Below are 25,213 nucleotides of genomic sequence, written 5' to 3' on the forward strand. Positions count from 1 at the left end.
CTCCGTATGTATATGTCCACGGCGGACAACGGACCGGGACGACCCCACCCCGATGGAGCATGACCGGCCCCTTCCCTCGCCCCTAACCTGCGAGGAAAGCCCCCGTACATCCCGGCGAAACCGGACCAGAGCCCGGTGACACGCCCTCTTCAGAACCAGGAGCCCCGCATGAGCGACATCCCGCAGGAGCGCCGCGTCGTCACCGCCATCCCCGGCCCGAAGTCGCAGGAGCTGCAGGAGCGCCGCCTCGCCGCGGTCGCGGCCGGCGTGGGCTCCACGCTGCCGGTGTTCACCGCCCGCGTGGACCGCGGCATCATCGAGGACGTCGACGGCAACCGGCTGATCGACTTCGGTTCCGGCATCGCCGTGACCTCGGTCGGCGCCTCCGCCGAGGCCGTGGTCCGCCGCGCCTCCGCCCAGTTGCAGGAGTTCACCCACACCTGCTTCATGGTCACGCCGTACGAGGGCTACGTCGCCGTCGCCGAGGCGCTCGCGGAGCTGACGCCTGGCGACCACGCCAAGAAGTCGGCGCTGTTCAACTCCGGCGCCGAGGCCGTCGAGAACGCCGTCAAGATCGCCCGTGCGTACACCAAGCGCCAGGCGGTCGTCGTCTTCGACCACGGCTACCACGGCCGTACGAACCTGACGATGGCGCTGACCAGCAAGAACATGCCGTACAAGCAGGGCTTCGGCCCGTTCGCCCCCGAGGTGTACCGGGTACCGGTGGCCTACGGCTACCGCTGGCTGACCGGCGAGGAGAACGCGGGCGCCGAGGCCTCCGCGCAGGCGATCGACCAGATCACCAAGCAGATCGGCGCGGAGAACGTCGCCGCGATCATCATCGAGCCGGTGCTCGGCGAGGGCGGCTTCATCGAGCCGGCCAAGGGCTTCCTGCCCGCGATCCGCGAGTTCGCCGCTGACAACGGCATCGTCTTCGTCGCGGACGAGATCCAGTCCGGCTTCTGCCGCACCGGCCAGTGGTTCGCGTGCGAGGACGAGGGCATCGTCCCCGACCTGATCACCACCGCCAAGGGCATCGCGGGCGGCCTGCCGCTCGCCGCCGTGACCGGCAGGGCCGAGATCATGGACGCCGCGCACGCGGGCGGCCTCGGCGGCACCTACGGCGGCAACCCGGTGGCCTGCGCCGGTGCGCTCGGCGCCATCGAGACGATGAAGGAGCTCGACCTCAACGCCAGGGCGAAGGAGATCGAGTCGACGATGAAGGCCCGCCTGACGGCGATGCAGGAGAAGTTCTCCGTCATCGGCGACGTGCGCGGCCGCGGCGCGATGATCGCCATCGAGCTGGTCAAGGACCCGGCGACCAAGGAGCCGGACGCGGCGACCGCCGGCGCCCTCGCCAAGGCCTGCCACGCCGAGGGCCTGCTCGTCCTCACCTGTGGCACCTACGGCAACGTGCTGCGCTTCCTGCCGCCGCTGGTCATCGGCCAGGACCTGCTCAACGAGGGCCTGGACATCATCGAGGGCGCTCTCGCCGCTCTCTGAGCGGTTCGGGGTTCCGCCGCATCCGGAGCGGCGGTCGGAGCATGTGAAGAAGGTGTGGGGGCCCCATGGCAGCTTGCCGAACCGGCTGTCGTGGCCCCCATCCCCTGACGTACGGTTTCTGCAGATGAGAGAAACACCCCGTCCAAAGGAAACCGCGGACGGTTCCGGGTCGGAGCCTCCCCAGCCCCGCCCTGGTCGTGCCCTCGCGCACACACCCGGAGCCTCTGGCTCCGGAACTCCTCACCGATCGGACGGTCGCCCGCCCCAAACCCCCCGGGGCGCGCGGCACGCCGATCAGATCGGGCGCCTCGGAGCTACCCCCCCTGCTCCGGGGCGCCCGGCCACTTTTCTCGCCGCCTTCGCGGCCCTGCTCTTCGCGGTCCTCACCTGGCAGGTGGCGGCGGACGGCCCTCTGCTCTCCCCCGACGAACGCCTCGGTGACGCGATCCGCACCAGCGGCATCCCCTCGGCCCCGGCCGAGTTCTTCGCGGACCTCGGCAACCTCCAGGTCGCCCTCCCGGTTCTGGGCGCGGTCCTCGCCGTCGTCACCTGGCGCACCCGCGACTGGCGTCCCGCGACGGGCGCGGCCGTGGCCATGCTCGTCACCCTCGCCCTGGTCGGCCCGCTCCAGGCGGTGCTGGCCCGGCCGGGACCACCGCCGATGGCACCCGCCACGGGGTTCTATCCGTCAGGACACGCGGCGACGGCGGCCGTCGCGTACGGGATCTGCGCCCTGCTGCTCCGCAGACGTGAACTCGCCCTCGGCTGCGTCGTGCTGAACGTGGGCGTCGGCGTCGGGCTCGTACGGCAGGGCTATCACTGGCCGGTCGACGTGATCGGCAGCTGGTGCCTGTCCGTCCTGCTGATCACCGGACTCGCCCACCTCTGGGCGCGGTACGGTCGTCAGCCGGACGGCGACGGTTGACGGAGGCGGGCAGCGCATGGCGGACGGGCTGGAGCGGGCGACCGGGACCGGGGAGCGGACGGTCGTGGCCTTCGAGGGCCGGGAGTACGCCCTCACCCCGTCGCCGGGCACGGTGATCCTGCCGCTGCACGGACAGAAGACCCACCACGACCCCGACTGCGGCCATCTGACGGACTCGCACACCCTGCGCCGGGCCCCCGATCCGGACCGGCTGCTCTGGCGGCGCCTGATCGACTCGGCGCCGACCGACGACATCGCGGGACGTGCCGCGTTCGCCCGGGAGGCGGGGCTGCTCAACGCCCAGGGACGCCCGGTCACCGGCGTGTGCGGCTGCGTCCTCGAACCGGTCAGCGCCGCGCAGGCCGAGACCATGCGGCCGTGGCCGCTCGCCGACGCGCTCGCCGCGTTCGACCGCGGCGCCCACGAGAAGGCCCTGGCCGAGGCGGAGGAGCAGGCGGCCGGGATCCGGGAGGCGTTCCCGCTCGCCGAGTGGCCCACGCTGCCGCTGGCGCGCTACGCGCTCGGGCAGGGCGACAGCGCCACCACTCAGCCGTACTGCTACCGCGTCGAGTTCGGCAGCAACGCGCTCGGCAGCATCGCGGGCGGCTCGGCGATGAAGCACCTCGTCTTCCGCCGCAAGGACGGCAGCTGGTGGCACGACCCGCGCCATCCCGACGTCGAGACGGCGTGGCAGGCGGTGCGCGCCGGGATCGTCGAGGCCGTGGAGGCGGCCCGCGACGGACGCCTCTCCGACATCGACTCGATCGACGCGGTCCGCTCGGGCCCCTCCCTGATCGCCAAGACCCTGTCGGTGTACGCGCCGGAGTCCACGCTCCCGGTCTACGCGGGCGACTTCGTGCGCCACTTCCTGCACCGGCTGACGGGCGAGCCCGCGCCGCGTCTCGAACGGTTCGCGCTCCAGGCGAGGCTCAAGCAGGTGATCGACGCCGACGAGCGGTTCGCGGGCTGGCCGCCGCAGCTCGTGGTGCGGTTCCTGTACTGGTGGGCGGATCCGAACCGGGTCCAGCAGATCGTCAAGATCGCGGCGGGCCGGGACGGCGAGCTGTGGGAGCAGTGCCGCGCGGGCGGGTACATCGCGGTGGGCTGGGACGAGATCGGCGATCTGCGCGAGTTCGCCGACAAGGACGAGTACGCGGCCGCGTTCCGGGAGGCGTTCAGCGCCCAGCACAACAACTTCCAGTCGAAGGTCTCCGCGAAGGCGAACGAGGTCTGGAAGCTGCTGAGCCTGCGCGCCGGCGACCTCGTCGTCGCCAACACGGGGGCCAGCCAGATCCTCGCCGTGGGCCGGGTCACCGACGAGGGCTACGCGTGGCGCCCCGAGCGGGCGGACCACCGGCACACCGTCTCCGTGGAGTGGGACGAGGACTACGCGGGCCGCCTCGCCGAGCCCGAGCGTTCCTGGGCGACGGTGACGGTGAAGGACGTGCCGCCCGCCGTCTGGAAGCGGATCAAGGACGTGCAGCGGGCGGAGACACCGGAAGCGGCCGGGCAGCCGGACGAGGTCCCCGCTCCCCCGCCGTCCCCGCTGCTGCGGCGCATCGCAGAGGGTCTCGACCGGCGCGGCCAGGTCGTCCTGTTCGGCCCGCCCGGCACCGGAAAGACGTACACCGCCCTGAACCACGCGGTGCGCGGGCTCGGCGAGGTCTGCGGACTCCCCGGCGTCGATCCGTACGCGGAGCCCGGCTCCCCCGCCTACGAGGCCGCTCTCGCCGCGCTGGCGGATGCGGGGCTGCTGACCGTGGTCACCTTCCATCCCGGTTACGGCTACGAGGACTTCGTCGAGGGGTTCCGGCCGGTGCGCGGCGCCGGGGGCACCGGGCTCGCGCTCGACCTGGTCGACGGCGTCTTCAAGCGGGTCTGCCAGGCCGCGGCGGCGGACCCCGGGCGCCCGTACCTGATCGTCGTCGACGAGCTGAACCGGGGCGATCTCCCCAAGATCCTGGGCGAGTTGATCACCCTGATCGAGCGGGACAAGCGGGGCCGCACGGTCACGCTGCCGCTGAGCGGCGAGCGCTTCGCCGTCCCGCCGAACGTCCGGCTCATCGGCACGATGAACACCGCCGACCGCTCCATCCGGATGCTCGACGCGGCCGTCCGCCGCCGCTTCGCGTTCCTCGAACTCCTCCCCGACTCCACACCGCTGGAGGGCTGTTACGTCGATCAGCTGCACCTCGCCGAGATGCTGGACGCCCTCAACGAACGCATCCGCACCCGCCTCGACCGCGAGAAGCAGATCGGCCACGCCTACTTCCTGCCGGGCGGCACCCCGGTGGACTCGGCGGCCGAACTCGCCGCGATCGTGCGGGGCGAGGTGCTGCCGCTGCTCCAGGAGTACGCGTACGACGACTACACGCTGCTCGCGGCGTTCCTGGGCGAGGAGCTGGTGGACCGCGACAACCACACGCTGCGCGAGGTCGAGGACGAGAAGCTGATCGCCGCCCTCTACGCGGAGTTCCAGGTCAAGGACCAGGCGGAGTAGGCCGGTGCGGGTGCTTGTCCTGCGCGAGTACGAGAGCCGGGAGTTCGGCGGGGTGCGGCTGAGCGCCGCGGACCGGCGGGCGGTCGCCGACGAGCGGTTCGCGCGCCGTCTGCGGGTCCGCGAACTGACCGGTGGCCGGATCGAGGTGGGCGCGGGCCAGTACGTCGGCGTCGTCGCCCTGGACGGCTGCGAGATCCGCGTCGAGCCCAAGTATTTGGGCACCGGCCTGGACGTGCTGCGGATGCTGCACCACGCGGTCGGCGCCGCCCCCGAGGCGCTGCCCGCGCCGCGCACCTTCGCCGACGGGGCGCCGCAGCTGCGGGACCTGGTGGCCCTGATGGTCACCGAGCACGCCGAGCGGCTGCTCGCGCGCGGGGTGCGCCGTGACTACGTGCGCCGTGAGGAACCGCTGCCCGCCGTCCGGGGACGTCTCCTGCCCGACCGTCAACTCCTGCACCACTACGGGCGGTTGGACCGGCTGGCCTGCCGCTACGACGACTTCGACACGGACATCGCGGACAACCGGGTGTGCGCGGCCGCCGCCGATCTCGCGGCGCGCACCACCGCGTCGCTCTCGGTCCGGGCGCGCGCCCGCCGGGTCGCGGCCCGCTTCGCGCAGTACACGCCGACCCGGCCGGCCGACGTCCGCGCGGACCTGGGGCGGCTGACCTATCACCGGCACAACGAGCACTACCGCCCCGCCCACTTCTGGTCGGCGCTGCTGCTCACCGGCGGCGGCCTCGACGACCTCTTCGGCGCCGGGCCGCTGGCCGCGCGGGCCTTCCTGATCGACATGAACGAGCTGTTCGAGCTGTTCACGACCCGGCTGCTGGCGGAGGCGGCGACGGGCACGGGCCTCACCGTCGAGGGCCAGTCCCGGCACACCTACGTCCTGTGGAACGAGCGGACCGCCCGCCCCTACAGCGAGGTGCGCCCCGACGTCCTGGTCCGCGGCGGCACGGACGCGCTGCCCTTCGTGCGCCCGGTGGACGTCAAGTACAAGCTGTACGACACCCGGAAGGTCTCGACCGCCGACCTGTACCAGGCCTTCCTGTACGCGCACGCCCTGGCCCGCGACCCCGGCGACGCCCCGCCCACCTGCGTGCTGCTGCACCCGGGCGGGGCGTCGGGGGACCGTGCGGCCGTGGCCGTGCGGCGCTGGGACGGGAGTGTGTCGGCGCGGGTGCGCCCGGTGCCGCTGGACCTGCCCGCGGCACTGGGGGCACTGGAGTCGCCCCGGCGGGCGGAGTTCCTCGCGGAGCTGCTCGCCGAGACGACCCGGCGCGGCTAGCCGAAGTAGGCGTCGAAGTTCTTCTGGAACTCGTAGTTGTTGAACCGGTCCCAGTTGACCGACCACGTCATCAGACCGCGCAGGGCCGGCCACGTCCCGTGGGTCGTGTAGGCGCCGCAGTCGGTCTTCTTGGTGAGGCAGTTCAGGGCCTTGTTCTGCTCGGCCGGGGAGACGTAGCCGTTGCCCGCGTTGGTGGAGGCCGGCATGCCGATGGCGACCTGGTCGGGGCGGAGCGGCGGGAAGACGTTGTTCGCGTCGCCCGCGACCGGGAAGCCCGTCAGGAGCATGTCGGTCATGGCGATGTGGAAGTCGGCGCCGCCCATGGAGTGGTACTGGTTGTCGAGGCCCATGATCGGGCCCGAGTTGTAGTCCTGGACGTGCAGCAGGCTCAGGTCGTCGCGCATGGCGTAGATGACCGGGAGGTAGGCGCCGCAGCGCGGGTCCTGGCCGCCCCACTTGCCGCTGCCGTAGAACTGGTAGCCGTTCTGGACGAAGAAGGTCTCCGGGGCCATCGTCAGGACGAACTTGTCGCCGTACTTGGCCTTGAGGGTCTTCAGCGCCGAGATCAGGTTCACGATCACCGGGGTGGTCGGGTTCTTGAAGTCGGTGTCGCCCGTGTTCAGGGACAGCGAGTGGCCCTCGAAGTCGATGTCGAGACCGTCGAGACCGTAGGTGTCGATGATCTTCGAGACGGACGAGACGAAGGTGTCGCGGGCCGCCGTGGTGGTGAGCTGGACCTGGCCGTTCTGGCCGCCGATCGAGATCAGCACCTTCTTGCCGGCCGCCTGCTTGGCCTTGATCGCGGCCTTGAAGTCGGCGTCCGACTCGACGTTCGGGCACTCGGTGACCGGGCAGCGGTTGAAGCGGATGTCGCCGGAGGTCACCGAGGTCGGCTCGCCGAAGGCGAGGTCGATGACGTCCCAGCTGTCGGGGACGTCGGCCATGCGGGTGTAGCCGGAGCCGTTGGCGAAGCTGGCGTGGAGGTAGCCGACGAGGGCGTGCGCGGGAAGGTCCGTGGAGCCCTGGTTGCCGCCCGAGCCCTGGGCCGTGGTGGCCGTGACGGCCGTCGACTTCGACGACTCGCCCGCGTCGTTGAGCGCGGTGACCTGGAGGCTGTACGCGGTGGCGGGCGTGAGACCGGTGAGGGTCGTCGACGTGCCGGTCACCGTGCGGGACTTGGTGCCGTTGAGGTACACCGCGTAGCTCGTCGCGCCGGAGACGGCGGGCCAGGACAGGGCGACGGAGGTGGCGGTGACGGTGCCCGCCTTGACGCCGGTCGGGGCGGCCGGGAGGACGGGGGCCTCGCCGCCGGGGCCGATCAGGCTGAGGTCGTCGACGGTGTAGGCGGGGGTGCCGTACCAGCCGTGCGTGAAGAGAGTGACCTTGGTGGTGGACGGGCCGGTCGTGAACGTCGTCGACAGTTTCTGCCAGTCGGCCGCCGACTGGGTCCACGTCGAGACGTCCGTGGTGCCGGTGCCGGTCGCGCCGAGGTAGACGTAACTGCCGCGCACGTAACCGGAGAGCGAGTACGTGGAGCCGGGCTTGACCGTCACGGTCTGCGTGCACTGGGCGTTGTCGCCCGCGGTCGGGGTGCCCTGGAGGGCCGAAGTGCCGCCGTGCGTCGGCGAGCTGACGATCTTTCCGGTGCCCGCCGAGCACGTCCAGCCGTCCAGGCCCGACTCGAAGCCGCCGTTGCGGGCCAGTTCGGTGTCGGCCGCGTGGGCGGGTGCGGACAGCGCGGTGAGGCCGGCGGCGGCCAGCGTCGCGGCCGTCACGGCGGTCAGGAATCTACGGGATGGTCCGGTACGGGCCATGGCTGCCTCCGGGCGTGGCGGGGGAAGGGGCACGGTGGAGCGGAGTGCGCCCAACTTGGTCCAGACCAATTGAGTTGTCAAGGGTTCGCGGACCCACGAGATCATCTTGTGCCCCGCCTACTCCCCCGTCTCCCGGGCCAGTTGGGCCGCCGCCTCGTGCATCGCGAGTTCGAGGAGCGCCGGATCGGTGAGCGTGCCCTGGCCGTCCGGCGGCACCAGCCAGCGCACGCCGCCGGTGGCGCGGCCCGGGTAGGGGACCACGATCCAGGTGCCGTGGCCCGCGCCCCGCACCCCCGTGCCGAGCCAGCGCGCGACCGTGCCGGCCGGGACGAAGAAGCCCATCCGGGCCTCCCCGAAGTCGGCGAGGACCGGTCCCGGGCGGTCGATGACACGGGTGAGGACGTCGAGCGTGGGGTAACCCAGCTCCCCCGGCAGGATCAGGACGTCCCACTCCCTGCCCGCGGGCAACAGCGCCACCCCGAGCGGATTGCGCTCCCACTCCCAGCGGCACGCCTCCGGATCCGGCGCCACCGACACCAGCCACTCGACCGCCGACTTAGCCGCGCCTGAGCCAGTCATGGCGGGACCTCCCTCTCGCTTCGACTCCGATGGTCACGAGCGAGAGGGGGGCGGGGGCCCGAGCATTACGCGGGTTCGGCAGCTTTCCCGGAGTGAACCGGATCACAGGTCCCATCAGGGCGTACGCCGGTTCACTACTCTCCCGGCATGGAAGCCACCCCAGACGCACGGCAGCAGATCCAGGCCGCGATCGACGGCGAACTGAGGCTGCTCGACCCGGAGGTGCGCGCGTCCGACGCCCTCGTGACCGCGCTCCTCGACCCGGAGTTCTTCGAGTTCGGGGCGTCCGGGCGGCGCTGGGGGCGACAGACCATCCTGGAGGTGACGGGTTCGGGGGACATCGGCCCCGAGGCACCCGTGGTCGTCACGGAGATGGCGGGCACCCTGCTCGCGCCCGGCGTCGTGCACCTGACGTACCACGCGGCACGCCCCGAGCGCCGCGTGCGGCGCAGCTCCGTATGGCGCCGCCACCCGGAGGCCGGGTGGCGGCTGTACTTCCATCAGGGGACGCCCACGGAGGAGTGAACGCCCCGGGCTCAGCTGTCGAAGCCGAGCCCCACCGCGTCCATCGCCTTCAGCCACACGTTCCGGCGGCCGCCGTTGTCGTCGGCGCGGGCAAGCGACCACTTGGTGAGCGCGATGCCGGTGTACGCGAACGGCTCGGGCGGGAACGGCAGCGGCTTGGAGCGGACCATCTCCAGCTCCGTGCGCTCCGTGCGCTCCCCCGACAGCAGGTCGAGCATCACGTCCGCGCCGAAGCGCGTCGCGCCGACGCCGAGCCCGGTATACCCGGCCGCGTACGCCACCTTGCCCGAGTGCGCGGTGCCGAAGAACGCCGAGAACCGCGAGCAGGTGTCGATCGCGCCGCCCCACGCGTGCGTGAAGCGCGCGCCCTCCAGCTGCGGGAAGCAGGTGAAGAAGTGCTCGGCCAGCTTCGCGTACGTCTCCGGACGGTGGTCGTGCTCGGCGCGGACCCGGCCGCCGTACGGATAGACGGCGTCGTAGCCGCCCCACAGGATCCGGTTGTCGGCGGAGAGCCGGAAGTAGTGGAACTGGTTGGCCGAGTCGCCGAGTCCCTGGCGGTTCTTCCAGCCGATCGAGGCCAGCTGGTCCGCGCTCAGCGGCTCGGTCATCAGCGCGTAGTCGTAGACCGGGACGGTGTACGAGCGCACCCGCTTGACCAGCGACGGGAAGACGTTCGTGCCGAGCGCCGCGTGCCGGGCGAAGACCCGGCCGTACGGGGTGCGGACGGCGACGCCCGTGCCGTTCGAGGCGAGCCGTGTGGCCGGGGTGTTCTCGTAGACGCGGACACCGAGGTCGAGGCAGGCCTGCTTGAGGCCCCAGGCCAGCTTCGCCGGGTGGAGCATGGCGACGCCGTCGCGGTCGTACAGGGCGCCCTGGAAGGTCGGCGAGTTCACCTGCTCGCGGGTCTGCTCCGCGTCGAGGAGTTCCAGGCCGTCGGCGAGGCCGGCCTCGCCCAGCTCCTCGTGGAACTCGCGCAGTTCGGTGACCTGGTGCGGCCGGGTGGCCACGTCCAGCTCGCCGGTGCGCTCGAAGTCGCAGTCGATGGAGTAGCGGGCGACCGCCGCCTCGATGGCGTCGAGGTTGGCGGCGCCCAGCTCCTCCAGCTTCTTGATCTCCTTCGGCCAGCGGGTCAGCCCGTTGGCCGTGCCGTGCGTGAGGGAGGCGGCGCAGAAGCCGCCGTTGCGCCCGGAGGCGGCCCAGCCGATCTCCTTGCCCTCGACGAGGACCACGTCACGGCCCGGGTCGCGCTCCTTGGCGAGCAGCGCCGTCCACAGGCCGCTGTAGCCGCCGCCCACGACCAGCAGGTCGCAGTGCTCGTCGCCGGTGAGGGCGGGGCGGGCCTCGGGGCGGCCGGGGTCGTCGAGCCAGTACGCGACCGGCTTGGCGTCGGCCAAGGATTGGGTCCAGCGATTCATGGCACCAGCGGCCATGATTCCAACTCCCTCAGAAATTCGGAGCCCCCGTGGTTCAGGAACTCTTGTTCTTTCGCCTGCCGACCATCATTCCGGCAAGCACACACAGTACGGCGACCAGGAACATGGCCGTACCGATGACATTGATCTGAACGGGCGTACCGCGCTGCGCCGATCCCCAGACGAACATGGGGAAGGTCACGGTCGAGCCCGCGTTGAAATTCGTGATGATGAAATCGTCGAAGGAGAGCGCGAAGGCGAGCAGGGCGCCCGCCGCGATCCCGGGTGCGGCGATGGGCAGCGTCACGCGCAGGAACGTCTGCACCGGACCGGCGTACAGGTCCTGCGCGGCCTGCTCCAGGCGCGGGTCCATCGACATCACGCGCGCCTTCACGGCGGTCACCACGAAGCTCAGGCAGAACATGATGTGGGCGATCAGGATCGTCCAGAAGCCCAGCTGAGCGCCCATGTTGAGGAAGAGCGTGAGCAGCGAGGCCGCCATCACGACCTCCGGCATGGCCATCGGCAGGAAGATCAGCGAGTTCACCGCGCCGCGCGCCCGGAAGCGGTAGCGGACCAGGGCGAAGGCGATCATCGTGCCGAGCGCGGTCGCGCCGAGCGTGGCCCAGAAGGCGATCTGGAGGCTGAGCGAGAGCGAGCCGCACATGTCGGCCACCCCGCACGGATTCTTCCAGGCGTCGACCGAGAATTCCTGCCACTCGTAATTGAAGCGGCCCTTCGGCTTGTTGAAGGAGAAGACCGTGACGACGACGTTCGGCAGGAGGAGATAGGCGAGCGTGATCAGGCCCGCGAGCACCACCAGATTGCGGCGTATCCAGCGTACGAAGGACATCAGACCAGATCCTCCGTTCCGGAACGGCGAATGTAGAAGGTGACCATGAAGAGAATGGCCGCCATGAGGATGAAGGAGAGCGCCGCCGCCGTCGGGTAGTCGAGGATGCGCAGGAACTGCGTCTGGATGACGTTGCCGACCATGCGGGTGTCGGTGGAGCCGAGCAGGTCCGCGTTGACGTAGTCGCCGGTCGCCGGGATGAAGGTGAGCAGCGTGCCGGAGACGACGCCCGGCATCGACAGCGGGAAGGTCACCTTGCGGAAGGTGGTGATCGGCGACGCGTACAGATCGCCCGCCGCCTCGTGCAGCCGGCCGTCGATCCGCTCCAGCGAGGTGTAGAGCGGCAGGACCATGAACGGCAGGAAGTTGTACGTGAGGCCGCAGACCACCGCGAGCGGGGTGGCGAGGACTCTGTCGCCGTCGGTCATGCCGAGCCAGGTGGTGACGTCGAGCAGATGCAGCGAGTTGAGCGTGCTCACGACGACGCCGTTGTCGGCGAGGATCGTCTTCCAGGCGAGCGTGCGGATCAGGAAGCTGGTGAAGAACGGCGCGATGACCAGGACCATGATGACGTTGCGCCAGCGGCCCGCGCGGAACGCGATCAGGTAGGCCAGCGGGTAGCCGAGCAGCAGGCACAGGATGGTGGCGAGCCCCGCGTACAGCACGGACCGCAGGAACTGCGGCCAGTACTCGGACAGCGCGTCCCAGTAGGTGGCGAAGTGCCAGGTGACGGTGTAGCCGTCCTCCAGCGACCCCTGCTGTACGGAGGTGGAGGCCTGGTAGATCATCGGCAGCGCGAAGAAAACGATCAGCCAGAGCATGCCGGGCAGCAGCAGCCAGTACGGGACGAGACGGCCGCGCCGCTTCGGCTTGCGGGGGGCCGGGACCTCGGACGGCGTCCCGGGCGCCTCGGTGAGAGTCGTGCTCATGCGTTCGCGTCCTCCGAGACCTTCTCCACGCCCGCCTCGGCGTCCTGGTCCGCGTCCAGACCGAAGGTGTGCGCGGGGTTCCAGTGCAGGACGACCTCGGCACCGGGCGCGAGCCGTGCGTCCCGCTCGATGTTCTGGGCGTAGACCTCGAACGCGTCGCAGAGCGGGCTGTCGACGACGTACTGCGTGGAGACGCCGATGAACGACGAGTCGGCGATCCGGCCGGTGATGCGGTTGCGGCCGTCGGGGATCTCGGAGGCGTCGTCGGCGTGGGTGAGGGAGATCTTCTCGGGGCGCACGCCGAGCAGCACCTTCTCGCCGGTGGCGGTGGAGGCGGCGGAACATCGGGCGCTGGGCAGTACGAGCTTGCCGTCGCCGGCCCGCAGGGTGAGGTCGTCGCCGGCCCGGCCCGCGATCTCGGCCTCGATGAAGTTCGAGGTGCCGAGGAAGTTCGCGACGAACGTCGAACCCGGGTTCTCGTACAGGTCGGTGGGGGCGCCGAGCTGTTCGACGCGGCCCTGGTTCATCACGGCGACGGTGTCGGCCATGGTCATGGCCTCCTCCTGGTCGTGCGTGACGTGGATGAAGGTGATGCCCACCTCGGTCTGGATGCGCTTGAGCTCCAGCTGCATCTGGCGGCGCAGCTTGAGGTCGAGGGCGCCGAGCGGCTCGTCGAGCAGCAGCACCTTGGGGTGGTTGATGAGGGCGCGGGCGACGGCGACGCGCTGCTGCTGGCCGCCGGAGAGCTGGTGCGGCTTCTTGCGCTTGTGCTCGCCGAGCTGCACCAGGTCGAGCATGTCCTCGACCTGCTTCTTCACCGACTTGATGCCGCGGCGGCGCAGTCCGAAGGCGACGTTCTCGAAGATGTCGAGGTGCGGGAAGAGCGCGTACGACTGGAAGACGGTGTTCACGGGCCGCTTGTAGGGCGGCAGTCCCGTGACGTCCTGGTCGCCGAGCATCACGGTGCCGGTGGTCGGCTCCTCCAGGCCCGCGATCATGCGCAGCGTGGTGGTCTTTCCGCAGCCGGAGGCGCCGAGGAGCGCGAAGAAGGAGCCCTGCGGGACGGTGAGGTCGAGCGGCTGGACGGCCGTGAAGCCGTTGTCGTACGTCTTGCTGATGCCGGTGAGACGTACGTCGCCGCCGTGGTCGCTCTGAGGATGCGTCGTCATGGTGAGTCCAAGGAGTCCGGGGGAAGGGGGTGGGCAGCGGGCACCGGTTCAGCCGCCGGTGAGCTGGGCGAACTTCTGCTCGTACGACGTCTCTTCCTTGGCGCTGAGCGACCGGAAGCCGTGCGCCTTGGCCGACATGGCCTTATCGGGGACGATCAGCGGGTCGGCGGCCGCGTCCTTGTCCAGCTTGGCCAGCTCCGCCTTGACGACGGTGCTCTCCAGCGGGGTGACGTAGTTGATGGCGTTGGCGAGTTCGGCGCCGACGGCCGGCTCGTAGAAGTAGTCCATGAGCTTCTCGGCGTTCGTCTTGTGACGCGCCTTGTTGGGGATCAGCATGTTGTCGGTCGACGTGATGTAGCCGGCGTCGGGTATCGCGAACCGCACGTCGGGGTTGTCGGCCTGGAGCTGGACGACGTCACCGGCCCAGGCCAGACAGGCCGCGAGGTCGCCCTGGTTGAGGTCGGCGATGTAGTCGTTGCCGGTGAAGCGGCGGACCTGCTTGTTGTCGACGGCCTTCTGGACGCGGGCGACGGCCGCGTCGAAGTCGTCGGTCCTGAAGTCGCGCGGGTCCTTGCCCATGTCCAGGAGCGTCATGCCGATGGTGTCGCGCATCTCGGAGAGCAGCCCGACCTTGCCCTTGAGCTTCGGGTCGTCCAGGAGCTCGGAGACGGAGGTGATCTCCTTGCCGCCGGTCGCCTTCACGTTGTACGCGATGACGGTGGCGATGCCCTGCCAGGGGTAGGAGTAGGCGCGCCCGGGGTCCCAGTCGGGGTCGCGGAACTGTCCGGACAGGTTGGTGAAGGCGTGCGGCAGGTTCGCCGCGTCCAGCTTCTGCACCCAGCCGTAGCGGATGAGGCGGGCGGCGAGCCAGTCGGTGAGGACGATGATGTCGCGTCCGGTGTCCTGGCCCGCCGCGAGCTGCGGCTTGATCTTGCCGAAGAACTCGACGTTGTCGTTGATGTCCTCGGTGTACTTCACCTTGATCCCGGTGCGCCGGGCGAACGCGTCCAGGCTCGGGTGGTGCTTCTTGTCCTTGCTGAGGTCGATGTACTCGGTCCAGTTGGAGAAGTTGACCGTCTTCTCCTTGGCCGAGTGGTCCTCGGACGAGACGCCTCCCGAGGACTTGCTCGCCGCGGGGATGCCGCAGGCGCTGAGAGCGCCGAGCCCGCCGACGGCGAACACGCCGCCCGCCGAGGCGCGCAGCAGGGAGCGGCGGGCCAGTGGCGCTGTCGCCGAGGCCCTGCCGTTGCGGAAGCTGCGCCTCATCGCGGCCAGTTGGGCCGGGGACAGGCGGTCGGGCTCGTACTGCTCCATGCGCGTGATTGCCCTTTCGGGAGTCCCTTGCGGGAGGGTGGAGTCGGCCGTGAGTCAGGCGGCCAAGTGGCTATCGGTCCCCGAAGACGGTGCGGTGCCAGTCCTTGCGGACCACCGCGGTGTTGTCGAACATGACGTGCTTGACCTGCGTGTACTCCTCGAAGGAGTAGGCGGACATGTCCTTGCCGAAGCCGGATGCCTTGTAGCCGCCGTGGGGCATCTCGCTGAGGATCGGGATGTGGTCGTTGACCCAGACGCAGCCGGCCTTGATCTCGCGGGTGGCGCGGTTGGCGCGGAAGACGTTGGTCGACCAGGCGGAGGCGGCGAGCCCGTACGGGGTGTCGTTGGCCAGCGCGATGCCTTCGTCGTCGCTGTCGAAGGGCAGCACGACCAGGACCGGGCCGAAGATCTCGGACTGGACGATCTCGCTGTCCTGCGGGGCGTCGGCGACGAGGGTGGGCTTGTAGTAGGCGCCCGGATGGTCAGGGGCCTCGCCGCCGGTGACCACGCGCGCGTAGGCGCGTGCCCGGTCGACGAAACCGGCGACGCGGTCGCGGTGGGCGTGCGAGATGAGCGGCCCGAGGTCGGTGTCCTCGGCGAAGGGGTCGCCGAGCCGGACGGTCTCCATCAGGGCGGCGGTCTTCTCGACGAACGCGTCGTAGAGCGGACGCTGCACGTACGCGCGCGTGGCGGCGGTGCAGTCCTGCCCGGTGTTGATGAGCGCGCCGGCGACGGCGCCGTGCACGGCCGCGTCGAGGTCGGCGTCGTCGAACACGAGGAACGGGGCCTTGCCGCCCAGCTCCAGGTGGAGCCGCTTGACGGTCGCGGTGGCGATCTCGGCGACGCGCTTGCCGACGCCGGTCGAGCCGGTGAAGGAGGTCATGGCGACGTCGGGGTGGCCGACCAGGTGCTCACCGGCGTCGCGGCCCGCACCGGTGACGACGTTGACGACGCCCTCGGGCAGTCCGGCCGCGACGGCGGCCTCGGCGAACAGCAGCGAGGTGAAGGGGGTCAGCTCGGCGGGCTTGAGCACGATGGTGTTGCCCGCGGCGATGGCCGGCAGGACCTTCCAGGCGGCCATCTGGAGCGGGTAGTTCCAGGGCGCGATGGAGCCGACGACTCCGATCGGCTCACGGCGTACGTACGAGGTGTGGTCGCCGCTGTACTCCCCCGCCGACTGCCCCTGGAGGTGGCGGGCGGCGCCCGCGAAGAACGCGGTGTTGTCGACGGTGCCCGGCACGTCGAACTCGCGGCTCAGCTTGATCGGCTTGCCGCACTGCAGCGACTCGAACCGGGCGAACTCCTCGGCCCACTCGCCGAGCACGGCCGCGAACCTGTGCATCGCGTCGGACCGCTCGCCCGGCGTCAGGCCCGACCAGCCGGGGAAGGCCGCGCGGGCGGCGGCGACGGCGGCGTCCACGTCGTCCGGGCCCGCCAGCTCGTACGTGTAGACCTCGGCGCCGGTGGCCGGGTCGACGACCGCGTGGGTGCGGCCGGAGGTGCCCTTGGTGAGGCGGCCCGCGATGTGGTTCGCGCCGTCGGCGAACCGTTCCTGTACGGAGGCGGTGACGGACGTGGCCGAGAGGGGGTTGGCCGAGGTGGGGTTGTGCATGAGTGCTCGCTCTCGCTCTCCTCCGCCGGAGATCCCGTCCCGCGGGCACCGGCGTGGCTCCAGCTCGATTTGAGTGCCGATCCTGACAGAGCCCTACTACTCCAACAAGTGATTCCGTTGTTGCCTTTTGGTTACGCGACGGAATCTGTCGACCAGGTGTCGAGTCAGCCTGGAAAACCCAGGACGGAGTGTCAGTGGTGCGTGCCAAACTCCCGTGTATGGAGATCAACAGCAGGGAATCGCTGGTGGCGGCCCTGGGGGCGGGGGCCCGGGTGAAGTACCTGCACTTCTGGGGACACGCCGCGCGGGCGGACGGGGAGCTGGGGGCGAGCTGTCTCAGTCAGTGGTGGCCGTCGCCGTTCACGGTGGACGGGGTGGAGTACGCGACGGCCGAGCACTGGATGATGGCGGCGAAGGCCCGGCTCTTCGGTGACGCCGATGCCGAGCGGATGGCGCTGGAGGCCGGGCATCCGTCGCAGGCCAAGAAGGCGGGGCGCCTCGTGCGCGGGTTCGACGACGCGGTGTGGCGGCGCGAGCGGTTCGGCGTCGTCACCGAGGGCAGCGTGCACAAGTTCCGCTCCGACCCGGCGCTGCGGGCGTTCCTGCTCGGCACCGGGGAGCGGGTGCTGGTCGAGGCCAGCCCGGTGGACCAGGTGTGGGGCATCGGCCTCGCGGCGGACGACCCCGCGGCGCAGGACCCGGAGAAGTGGCGGGGGCCGAATCTGCTGGGCTTCGCGCTGATGGCGGCGCGGGAGCGGCTGCGAGGCTGACGCGCGGCGGCTCCAGAATCGGCGGCTCCAGAAGCCAGAAGCGGCGGCTCTAGAAGGTGGCGATGATCGCCGCGACGAAGCCGACGGCGAGCACGATGCCGACCGAGCCGCAGATGATGCCGGCGAGCGCCTGGCCCGGGTTGGCCGCCTCGCCGCGCCTGGCCTTCCCGCGGCCCATGGCTCCGAAGACGATGGCGAGGATTCCGCAGAGGATGGCGATGGGCCACATCAGGAACAGCACGTCCGAGACGATGCCGAGGACCATCGCGGCGACCCCGAGCCCGTTGCTGGGCTGGGCGGGCATCATGCTCTGCTGCCCCCAGTACGCGTAGTTCTGCGGGGCGCCGTACGGCGCGGGGTACTGCGGCGCCTGCTGGCCGTACTGGGGGCCGGGGTAGCCGTACTGCGGGCCCGGGTAGCCGTACTGGGCGCCGGGGACCGGCTGACCGGGCCCTTCGGGGGAGATCGGGGGCGGCGGCACCGGGCTGTGGTCCTGCGGTGCGGGCGGGGGTGCGTACGGCGCCGGGGCGGGCTGCGGCGGGGGCGGTGCCTGCGGTCCGGGGGCGAGCGGCATCGACGTGACGGTCTGCCGGTCGTGCAGATCCGGTGTCGCGTCCGACGCCTTCGACAGCGGCACGCTCTGCGGCGGGGCCCAGGGGTCGCGGTCCTGCGGTGTGCTGCCGCCGGTCATGTGCGGGCCCCCTCCGTGGTCTGCTGCGCGTACGTTGTCCACTGCGCGTACCCGGACATGCTAGGGCGTGGTCCTCCCCCGGAGACCGGCAGGTCCCGCGCCCGTTTCCGGAGGCCGGGCCGTCGCCGTCGGGGCGTCCGCATACGATGCCCAGGACCCCGATCAGCCGATCACCCAAGTTCCTGGGGAGGAAACCGTGAGCTCCGAGAGCACGAACCTGCAGACCTTCGTCGCCGGACTGCCGAAAGCAGAACTCCACGTCCACCACGTGGGGTCGGCCTCTCCCCGGATCGTGTCGGAGCTTGCCGCCCGGCACCCCGACTCGTCGGTTCCGAAGGACATCGAGCGGCTCACGGAGTTCTTCACCTTCAAGGACTTCGCCCACTTCATCCAGGTCTACCTGTCGGTCGTCGACCTGATCCGCACCCCGGAGGACGTCCGGCTCCTCACGTTCGAGGTGGCCCGCGACATGGCCCGGCAGAACGTGCGGTACGCGGAGCTGACCCTCACGCCCTTCTCGTCGACCCGGCGCGGCATCGACGCCCGCGCGTTCATGGACGCGATCGAGGACGCCCGCAAGGCGGCCGAGGCGGAGTTCGGCACGGTCCTGCGCTGGTGCTTCGACATCCCGGGCGAGGCGGGGCTCGAATCGGCGGAGGAGACGGCGCGGCTGGCCACGGACGACCGGCTGCGCCCCGAGGGCCTGGTCTCGTTCGGGCTCGGCGGACCCGAGATCGGCGTCCCGCGCCCGCAGTTCAAGCCGTACTTCGACCGGGCGATCGCGGCCGGTCTGCACTCGGTGCCGCACTCCGGTGAGACGACCGGCCCGGAGTCGGTCTGGGACGCCCTGACCGAACTGCGCGCCGAGCGCATCGGCCACGGCACGTCCTCCGCCCGGGACCCGAAGCTGCTCGCGCACCTCGCCGAGCACGGCATCCCGCTGGAGGTCTGCCCGACCTCGAACATCGCGACCCGCGCCGTGCGCACCCTCGACGAGCACCCGCTGAAGCAGTTCGTCGACGCGGGCGTGACCGTCACCATCAACTCGGACGACCCGCCGATGTTCGCCACGGACCTCAACCACGAGTACGAGGTCGCCGCGCGTCTCCTCGGCCTCGACGAGCGGGGCGTCGCCGAGCTCGCCAAGAACGCGGTGCACGCCTCCTTCCTCGACGCGCCCGGCAAGGCCCGGATCGCCGACGAGATCGACACGTACACGCGCGACTGGCTCGCGGGCGCGTAGGGCGGCCTGCCGGGACGCCAGAATGGGCCCATGCGCACCGTGACTGCCGTGGCCCACCGAGGCGACCCCTACCGCGTCCGCGAGAACACCCTCCCGTCCCTGCGCTCCGCGCTGGACCGGGGCGCGGACGCCGTGGAGGTCGACGTCCGCCTGACGCGCGACGGCGTACCCGTCCTGCTGCACGACGCGACGCTGAAGCGGCTCTGGGACCACGACCGCCCGCTGGCCGCGCTCTCCGCCCCGGAGGTGCGCGAGGTGACGGCGGGCGGTGTGCCCACCCTCGCCGAGGCGCTGACCGCGACCGCCGGCACCGACGCCCGGCTGATGGTCGACCTGCCGGGCGCCACGGCGAAGGCGGTGCGCACGATCGTCGGCACCATCCGCGACGCCGGCGCCGAGGACCGCGTCTACTACTGCGCGGGCGCCGAGACGATGCTCATGGTCCGCGCCGCCGACCCGGCCGCCGAGATCGCCCTCACCTGGACGACCCTGGCCCCGCCCCGCCCGGCCCTGCTCGCGGCGATCCGCCCGCACTGGCTCAACTACCGCTTCTCCCTGGTCGATCGCGACCTTGCGGCCCGCATCCACCGCGACGGCCGGCTCGTCTCGGTCTGGACCCCGGACACGAGGTCGTCGATGCGCCGCCTCCTCGACATCGGCGTCGACTCGATCACGACGAACCGCATCGACGTCCTGACGGGGCTGCGCGGCGCCGCCTGACGCGGCCGGCGGAAGCGGCGCCGGGTCGTCGTCCCAGGGATCAGACGTCCTCGACGCCCAGCATCTGCACGGCCTTGCGGGCCTGGTAGAAGTCCTCGTCGGACACCTGCGGGTCGTCCTCCGTGTCGTGGAGCCAGTCCGCGAGGTCCGCCACGGACCACGTCTCGAAGTCCTCCGGAACGTCGAGGGTCGTCGTCCTGCGCAGGCGCGTGGCGACAGCGGCGTCCCGGACGCTGCGCGTGCTCACCTCGGTCATCTTCCGCACCGCCTTCCGGTGTCATCGGGGTCGGACGGGCGACGTTGCCAGACGAGATCCGTACTGTCCAAATTCCGCGGCCAGAGATCCGACACAGCAACGAGGACCGACAACATGAGCGACTGCCTGCCCGCAGTCCTGGCGATGCCCGGCCCGCCCGAGAACCGTCACGCGGACCCGGCGGCCTGGGATCCTGTGAGACCGCGCGGCGGGCGCGCGACGCACGGACAGTACCTAGGGGAACCCGGGGGGCCGGCCCAGGGTTCGTGTCGTCCGTGGACAGGATGCCCAGCGGAGCGCACCGCGCGAAGGTGATCGCGTCGACCGGCACCGGCCGGCCAACCCGTACGGACACCGTGCGAACACCCCACCCAGGAGCCCCCGTTGAAGCGTCGTGCCTTTCTCGGACTGTCCGCCGCCCTCGCCGCCGCCCCGGCCCTCGCGGGGCCCGCGACCGCCGCCCCTCGCACCGGAGGACTCGATACGGCGGCCCTGCGGCGCGCCGTCTCCGGTCTGCCGGACGACGACGCCACCGCCGCCCTCGTACGGGTCGGCGGTACCGCCGGTACCTGGCACGGGTCCGGTGGCGTGCACGATCTCGCGTCCGGGCGGGCCGCCGACCCGCACGCCCGCTTCCGCGCCGGTTCGACGACGAAGGTGGTCACCGCCGCGACCGTGCTGAAGCTCGCGGCCGCGCGCCGGATCGACCTGGACGCACCGGTCCAGCGCCACCTGCCCCGCCTCTTCCGCGGCACGGACTTCCACCGGCCCATCTCCGTACGGCAGTTGCTCAACCACACGTCCGGTATACGGTTCGCCGACGGCTGGGGCGACGCGTTCGCCGACCAGTACGCGCACCGCTTCGACGTGGTCGCGCCCGCCGAGGTGGCGGCGTCGGCGCTGGCCAAGGGCCCGGAGTTCGCGCCGGGCACCCAGCAGCACTACCTCAACATCAACTACACCCTCCTCGGCCTGCTGATCGAACAGCTCACCGGGCAGGCGTACGCGGACGTGGCCACGCGTCTCGTGCTGCGCCCGGCGGGGATGCGCGACACGTACTTCCCGGGCACCGACCGGACGATCCACGGCCCGCACAACCACGGCTACCAGCTGGTGGACGGCGCGTTCGTCGACGTGACGCGGTGGGTGCAGACCGACCGGCAGGCCGCGGGCGACATCATCTCCACCACCGCCGATCTGGAGCGGCTGCTCGTCGCCCTCTTCAGGGGCCGGATCGTGCCCCCGCGGCAGCTGAGGGAGATGTTCACCGTGCCGGCCGGAATCGACGGCGCCACGATGAGCGCGGGGCTGCAGCGCATCGAGCTCGGCGGCCGGACCTACTGGGGCAAGACCGGCTCCCGGTACGGCTACAGCGCGGCGCTCGCCGCGACCCGGAATCTGTCCCGGACCCTCGTCTACTCGGTCAACGCCACCGACGCGAAGGGTGAGGAGATGAACCCCGTCGCCGAGCGCATCGTCATGGCCGCCGTGCGGACCGTGTGACCCGCCGCACACCCCGCTGAGCTGCCGCGTCGGGTTCCGGACTGCCCCTGTCAGGCGGAACCCTGTGGAGCTAGCATGTTCCAGCTGTCACGACCACCTGGGTCACCTGTTCTTCACCAGAAGCTCATGCCCGTTGCCCGCACCCGATGAGCCGGACCATTGACGACCACACCCTCTCGAATATCCCCGTCCGACCACCCCGGCCCGCTGTGGCGCCGCCCGCGCTTCGTCCTGTGGGGCGCGGCAGGGGTGGCGACCGCCGGGTTCCTCATCGCGCTGGAGTTCGCGGCACGCCGCTACGGGCAGCCGGGGCCGCTGACCGTCGAGGCGCAGGAGCTGATCTTCGCGCCGCACTCGGGACCCCTGCTGTACGCCGGTCTGGCGCTGGCGATGGTGGTGCTCACCTGGCGGCAGCGGATGATCGCGGCGGCCACGGCGGTCGGCATCGACGTCGTCTTCTGGCTCGTGCGCCTGGTGGTCGGCGCCGACATGAACTTCGGCAACGGCGCGCTGTGGGTGATCCTCGGCCTCGCGGTCGTCGCGGTCGCACGCCACACCGGTACCGAACGGTCGCTGCTGCTCAAGGGCTGCGGCCTCGGCATGCTCCTGGTGTTCGGCCACAAGACGGGTGACACCTGGCTGCTCATCACCGCCAAGGAACACCCGCAGGTCCTCGACCCGTACGTGGCCCTAGCCGACCACGCGCTCGGCAACCCGTCCTGGGTGGCGGGCCGGATCCTGGAAGCGGTCGGCCCGGTCGGCGGCAACCTCCTCAACGTGGTCTACGGCCAGCTCCCGCTGGCGGCCGCGCTCGTGGGCCTCTACCAGCTGCGCAACGTGGCGAAGGACCGCCGCTTCCCGGCCCACCACCTCGTGCGTACGTTCCTGGTCATCGGTCTGGTCGGACCCGCGATCTACATGATCTTCCCGGTCGTCGGCCCGGTCTACGCGTACGGCGCCGAGGGCGGGGCCTGGGCCGTCTCCCACGTGTGGCCCGACGTGCTGCCGGCGATCGGCACCCCGCACCCGGTCCTGTTCGACGAGATCACCCCGCGCAACTGCATGCCCAGCCTGCACACGGCCTGGGCCACCTCGCTGTTCATCCACACCCGCAAGGGCTCGCGCCCCATGCGGTACGCGGGCGCGTTCTGGCTGGTGGCCACGCTCAGCGCGACGCTGGGCTTCGGCTACCACTACGGCGTGGACCTGATCGCCGGTGTGGTGTTCGCGCTGACGATCGAGGCGGCCATGCGCGCCTTCGCCCGCGGCTGGGACCTGTCGGCGGTCCGCCTGGTCTCCTACGGCACGGTGGTCTTCGCCGCGCTGCTGGTCGCGTACCGCTACCTGCCGCGCGAACTGGCGACCCACCCCTGGCTGTTCGGTCCGCTGCTGCTGCTCGCGATGGCCTCGGTGATCGCGTACTTCCTGCGCACCACCCGGTCCTGGAACCCGGCCCCGACCCCACCGGTCCACCCGGAGCCCAAGACGGCGGAGCCGCAGCCCGAACTCGCCTGAGGAGCCGTGCCCGTACTGAAGTCTCCCGTGGAGGTCGACGCCTGGCTGACGGACGCCGGGTGGTACCCGGGCCGCCGGTGCGACGAGCTCGCCGCCGCCGAGATCGCGGACGCGCAGGAGGCCTTCCGCGAGGACGGGAGCAGCCTCGACATCATCCCGCCCGCTCTGGACTTCCTGCGCGAGCACATCGGCCTCGTCGCGCCCCTCAACAGCTCGAACGACGACAAGGTGGAGTTCTTTCCGTTTCTCACGTACCGGGGCGCGGGCGAGGACATCCAAGAACTGGCCGACGCGCTGAGGAAGAAGGTCTTCCCGGTCGCGTACGACACGTACGACGTCGGAACGGTCCTCATCGACGAAGCCTCACGCTTCTTCTACCAGCACTGGTCCGGCGTGTACTTCCTCGGCGACGACAAGTACTCGGCCCTGATGAACTATTCGCGCGGGTATCCGCTTCCCTACGCGGACCCCTATTACGTCTGGTAGATCCGGCGCGTCCGCGCTACAGCCCCGCGATCGCGTTCCACCGCTTCGCGAACTCGGTGCGTTCCTCGGACGTGATGTCGCGGGCGATGGCGAGCCGGGAGCGCATCGCGTCGTCCGGGAAGATCAGGGGGTCCTCGGCCAGGGCGGCCGTCTCCTTGTCCCTGGCGTCGGCGAGGATGTCGCGGGCGGCCGGGACGGGGCAGACGTAGTTGACCCACGCGGCCAGTTCGGCGGCGACCTCGGGCCGGTAGTAGTAGTCGATCAGCTGCTCGGCGTTGGCCTTGTGGTCGGCGAGGTTGGGGATCATCAGGGACTCGGCCCACAGCTCGGCGCCCTCCTCCGGCACGACGAACTCGATGTCCGGGTCGTCGGCCTGGAGCTGGATGATGTCGCCGCTGTAGGCCTGGCAGGCGAGGACGTCGCCGCTGGAGAGGTCCTTGATGTAGTCGTTGCCGGTGAAGCGGCGGATGTGCTGGGACTTCACCAGCTTCTCGACCTGGTCGCAGATCTTGTCGAAGTCGGCGGCGGTCCACCGGGTGATGTCGACGCCGTTGCCCTGCATGAGGAGCGCGAAGGACTCGTCGAGGCCGGACAGGAGGGTGACCCGGCCGGCCAGGTCGTCGGCCCAGAGATCCGAGACGTGCTTGATCTCGCGCCCGAGGCGGCGCTTGTTGTACGCGATGCCGGTGATGCCGGACTGCCACGGCACGGTGTACTTGCGGCCGGGGTCGAAGGCAGGCGAACGCAGCAGCGGATCCAGGTACTCGGTGACGTGGGGCTGGCGGGCACGGTCCATCTCCTGGACCCAGCCGAGCCGCACGAAGCGGGCGCACATCCAGTCGGAGATGACGATGAGGTCCCGGCCGGTCTTCTGGTGGTTCATCAGCGACGGGCTGATCTTCCCGAAGAACTCGTCGTTGTCGTTGATCTCCTCGGTGTACTTGACCTGGATGCCGCTCTGCTTCTCGAACGCGTCCAGGGTCGGCCGCTTCGACGTGTCGTCGTCGTCCACGTCGATGTAGAGCGGCCAGTTCGCCCAGGTGAGCCGCTTGTCGGTGGAGGACCTGTCCTGGGCGCCGCGGTCGCCCGGCGCGACATAGGCGGCCGGCACCCCGCAGCCGGTGGCGAGGGCACCGACCGCCGCGGCCGTGGCCCCGCCGCCGAGGGCGCGGAGCAGGGATCGACGGGTGACTCGGGGGCTGATCATGTTGGCTCGCACGCTCGAAGAATGCCGTCACACCATCCCGAGAACAATGGACGCTGCGTCGAGCGGACCGGTGCACAGCCGATCACCCTGTCGATGGGGCCGCGCCCCGCAGGGGCGCGGGGAACCGCGCGACCAGCCACGGCGGCGCAGCACCCGCGAACGAACAGAACCTCTTACGGCGCGTCGGAGCAGGCACGGACAACCGCCCGCAGATACCGCCGGGTCACCCACAACTGCACCCGGCGGGCCACCGGCCCCCCGACCCGCACGAACCACCGCCCGGGCCGCGAGAACGCCCGTACCCGGAACCACACCGAGCCGTCGTCGTCGAGCTCGACGACGAACCCCACAACACCCCACACCACAAAACCGGGCACAGAACCCAACAAAAAACCC

23 protein-coding genes are annotated in these 25,213 nt (G+C 70.9%); 11 read left to right on the plus strand and 12 right to left on the minus strand.

Annotation, left to right across the window (positions count from 1 at the left end; all coding sequences use genetic code 11):
* Positions 1–168 precede the first annotated feature (168 nt).
* The 4 genes from gabT (at position 169) to ABZ930_RS35050 (ending at position 6,219) form a co-directional block, all read left to right on the plus strand.
* Positions 169–1,503: a 4-aminobutyrate--2-oxoglutarate transaminase gene (gene gabT, locus ABZ930_RS35035; RefSeq protein WP_361557306.1), complete on the plus strand. Its 1,335-nt coding sequence runs from the start codon at positions 169–171 to the stop codon at positions 1,501–1,503.
* Positions 1,504–1,897: 394 nt separating this feature from the next.
* Positions 1,898–2,428 carry a phosphatase PAP2 family protein gene (locus tag ABZ930_RS35040; protein ID WP_361557309.1) on the plus strand — a complete coding sequence of 177 codons (531 nt, stop codon included), beginning with the start codon at positions 1,898–1,900 and terminating at the stop codon, positions 2,426–2,428.
* A gap of 16 nt (positions 2,429–2,444) precedes the next feature.
* Positions 2,445–4,928, plus strand: coding sequence for an AAA family ATPase (locus tag ABZ930_RS35045; RefSeq protein ID WP_361557312.1), 2,484 nt, complete (start codon positions 2,445–2,447; stop codon positions 4,926–4,928).
* A gap of 4 nt (positions 4,929–4,932) precedes the next feature.
* Entirely contained in the window at positions 4,933–6,219 is a 1,287-nt protein-coding gene (locus ABZ930_RS35050) for a hypothetical protein (protein ID WP_361557315.1), read from the plus strand.
* Here ABZ930_RS35050 and ABZ930_RS35055 read toward each other — a convergent pair.
* Positions 6,216–8,033, minus strand: a complete 1,818-nt coding sequence (locus ABZ930_RS35055; protein WP_361557318.1) for a glycoside hydrolase family 18 protein — start codon at positions 8,031–8,033, stop codon at positions 6,216–6,218. The two genes, ABZ930_RS35050 and ABZ930_RS35055, sit on opposite strands and share 4 nt — an antisense overlap.
* Positions 8,034–8,150: 117 nt before the next feature.
* Positions 8,151–8,612 (minus strand): hypothetical protein, encoded by a 462-nt coding sequence (locus ABZ930_RS35060; protein WP_361557321.1) that lies wholly within the window; start codon positions 8,610–8,612, stop codon positions 8,151–8,153.
* A gap of 147 nt (positions 8,613–8,759) precedes the next feature.
* Here ABZ930_RS35060 and ABZ930_RS35065 point away from each other — a divergent pair, with 147 nt between their 5' ends.
* Positions 8,760–9,137, plus strand: coding sequence for a DUF4440 domain-containing protein (locus tag ABZ930_RS35065; protein WP_361557324.1), 378 nt, complete (start codon positions 8,760–8,762; stop codon positions 9,135–9,137).
* Positions 9,138–9,148: 11 nt separating this feature from the next.
* Here ABZ930_RS35065 and ABZ930_RS35070 read toward each other — a convergent pair whose 3' ends face one another.
* The 6 genes from ABZ930_RS35070 to ABZ930_RS35095 form a co-directional block, all read right to left on the minus strand.
* Positions 9,149–10,567, minus strand: coding sequence for an FAD-binding oxidoreductase (locus ABZ930_RS35070; protein ID WP_361557327.1), 1,419 nt, complete (start codon positions 10,565–10,567; stop codon positions 9,149–9,151).
* A gap of 37 nt (positions 10,568–10,604) precedes the next feature.
* Positions 10,605–11,402, minus strand: a complete 798-nt coding sequence (locus tag ABZ930_RS35075; protein WP_361557330.1) for an ABC transporter permease — start codon at positions 11,400–11,402, stop codon at positions 10,605–10,607.
* Complete coding sequence (locus ABZ930_RS35080) at positions 11,402–12,331, minus strand: ABC transporter permease (RefSeq protein WP_361557333.1); 930 nt, start codon at positions 12,329–12,331, stop codon at positions 11,402–11,404. Before ABZ930_RS35080 ends, ABZ930_RS35075 begins: the two co-directional genes overlap by 1 nt.
* Positions 12,328–13,500: an ABC transporter ATP-binding protein gene (locus ABZ930_RS35085; protein ID WP_361557336.1), complete on the minus strand. Its 1,173-nt coding sequence runs from the start codon at positions 13,498–13,500 to the stop codon at positions 12,328–12,330. The genes ABZ930_RS35080 and ABZ930_RS35085 overlap by 4 nt, the downstream gene beginning before the upstream one ends.
* A 48-nt stretch (positions 13,501–13,548) precedes the next feature.
* Complete coding sequence (locus ABZ930_RS35090) at positions 13,549–14,814, minus strand: spermidine/putrescine ABC transporter substrate-binding protein (protein WP_361557339.1); 1,266 nt, start codon at positions 14,812–14,814, stop codon at positions 13,549–13,551.
* A gap of 70 nt (positions 14,815–14,884) precedes the next feature.
* Positions 14,885–16,426, minus strand: coding sequence for a gamma-aminobutyraldehyde dehydrogenase (locus ABZ930_RS35095; RefSeq protein ID WP_361557342.1), 1,542 nt, complete (start codon positions 16,424–16,426; stop codon positions 14,885–14,887).
* A 218-nt stretch (positions 16,427–16,644) separates the two neighbouring features.
* Between ABZ930_RS35095 and ABZ930_RS35100 the strand changes: the two genes are divergently transcribed.
* Entirely contained in the window at positions 16,645–17,196 is a 552-nt protein-coding gene (locus tag ABZ930_RS35100; protein ID WP_361557345.1) for an NADAR family protein, read from the plus strand.
* Between the two features lie 49 nt (positions 17,197–17,245).
* Here ABZ930_RS35100 and ABZ930_RS35105 read toward each other — a convergent pair whose 3' ends face one another.
* Positions 17,246–17,887 (minus strand): DUF4190 domain-containing protein, encoded by a 642-nt coding sequence (locus tag ABZ930_RS35105; RefSeq protein WP_361557348.1) that lies wholly within the window; start codon positions 17,885–17,887, stop codon positions 17,246–17,248.
* A 169-nt stretch (positions 17,888–18,056) separates the two neighbouring features.
* Between ABZ930_RS35105 and ABZ930_RS35110 the strand changes: the two genes are divergently transcribed.
* Complete coding sequence (locus ABZ930_RS35110) at positions 18,057–19,130, plus strand: adenosine deaminase (RefSeq protein ID WP_361557369.1); 1,074 nt, start codon at positions 18,057–18,059, stop codon at positions 19,128–19,130.
* Positions 19,131–19,160: 30 nt separating this feature from the next.
* The gene (locus tag ABZ930_RS35115; RefSeq protein WP_361557351.1) at positions 19,161–19,850 is read left to right on the plus strand and encodes a glycerophosphodiester phosphodiesterase; all 690 of its coding nucleotides are present in this window, start codon (positions 19,161–19,163) and stop codon (positions 19,848–19,850) included.
* Positions 19,851–19,890: 40 nt separating this feature from the next.
* Here ABZ930_RS35115 and ABZ930_RS35120 read toward each other — a convergent pair whose 3' ends face one another.
* Positions 19,891–20,106, minus strand: a complete 216-nt coding sequence (locus ABZ930_RS35120; RefSeq protein WP_361557354.1) for a hypothetical protein — start codon at positions 20,104–20,106, stop codon at positions 19,891–19,893.
* A 384-nt stretch (positions 20,107–20,490) separates the two neighbouring features.
* Between ABZ930_RS35120 and ABZ930_RS35125 the strand changes: the two genes are divergently transcribed.
* From ABZ930_RS35125 to ABZ930_RS35135, 3 genes are all read left to right on the plus strand, one after another.
* The gene (locus ABZ930_RS35125) at positions 20,491–21,609 is read left to right on the plus strand and encodes a serine hydrolase domain-containing protein (protein WP_361557357.1); all 1,119 of its coding nucleotides are present in this window, start codon (positions 20,491–20,493) and stop codon (positions 21,607–21,609) included.
* A 207-nt stretch (positions 21,610–21,816) separates the two neighbouring features.
* Positions 21,817–23,124 carry a phosphatase PAP2 family protein gene (locus ABZ930_RS35130; protein ID WP_361557372.1) on the plus strand — a complete coding sequence of 436 codons (1,308 nt, stop codon included), beginning with the start codon at positions 21,817–21,819 and terminating at the stop codon, positions 23,122–23,124.
* Between the two features lie 6 nt (positions 23,125–23,130).
* Positions 23,131–23,610 (plus strand): SUKH-3 domain-containing protein, encoded by a 480-nt coding sequence (locus tag ABZ930_RS35135; RefSeq protein WP_361557360.1) that lies wholly within the window; start codon positions 23,131–23,133, stop codon positions 23,608–23,610.
* Between the two features lie 16 nt (positions 23,611–23,626).
* Here the strand turns inward: ABZ930_RS35135 and ABZ930_RS35140 are convergent, their stop codons facing one another.
* The gene (locus tag ABZ930_RS35140) at positions 23,627–24,817 is read right to left on the minus strand and encodes a spermidine/putrescine ABC transporter substrate-binding protein (RefSeq protein ID WP_361557363.1); all 1,191 of its coding nucleotides are present in this window, start codon (positions 24,815–24,817) and stop codon (positions 23,627–23,629) included.
* Positions 24,818–24,990: 173 nt separating this feature from the next.
* Positions 24,991–25,213 (minus strand): DUF1990 family protein (locus tag ABZ930_RS35145; protein ID WP_361557366.1); only part of this gene is annotated, 223 nt, incomplete at its 5' end.

It is taken from the genome of Streptomyces sp. NPDC046716 (assembly GCF_040645755.1).
Classification (GTDB): Bacteria; Actinomycetota; Actinomycetes; order Streptomycetales; family Streptomycetaceae; genus Streptomyces.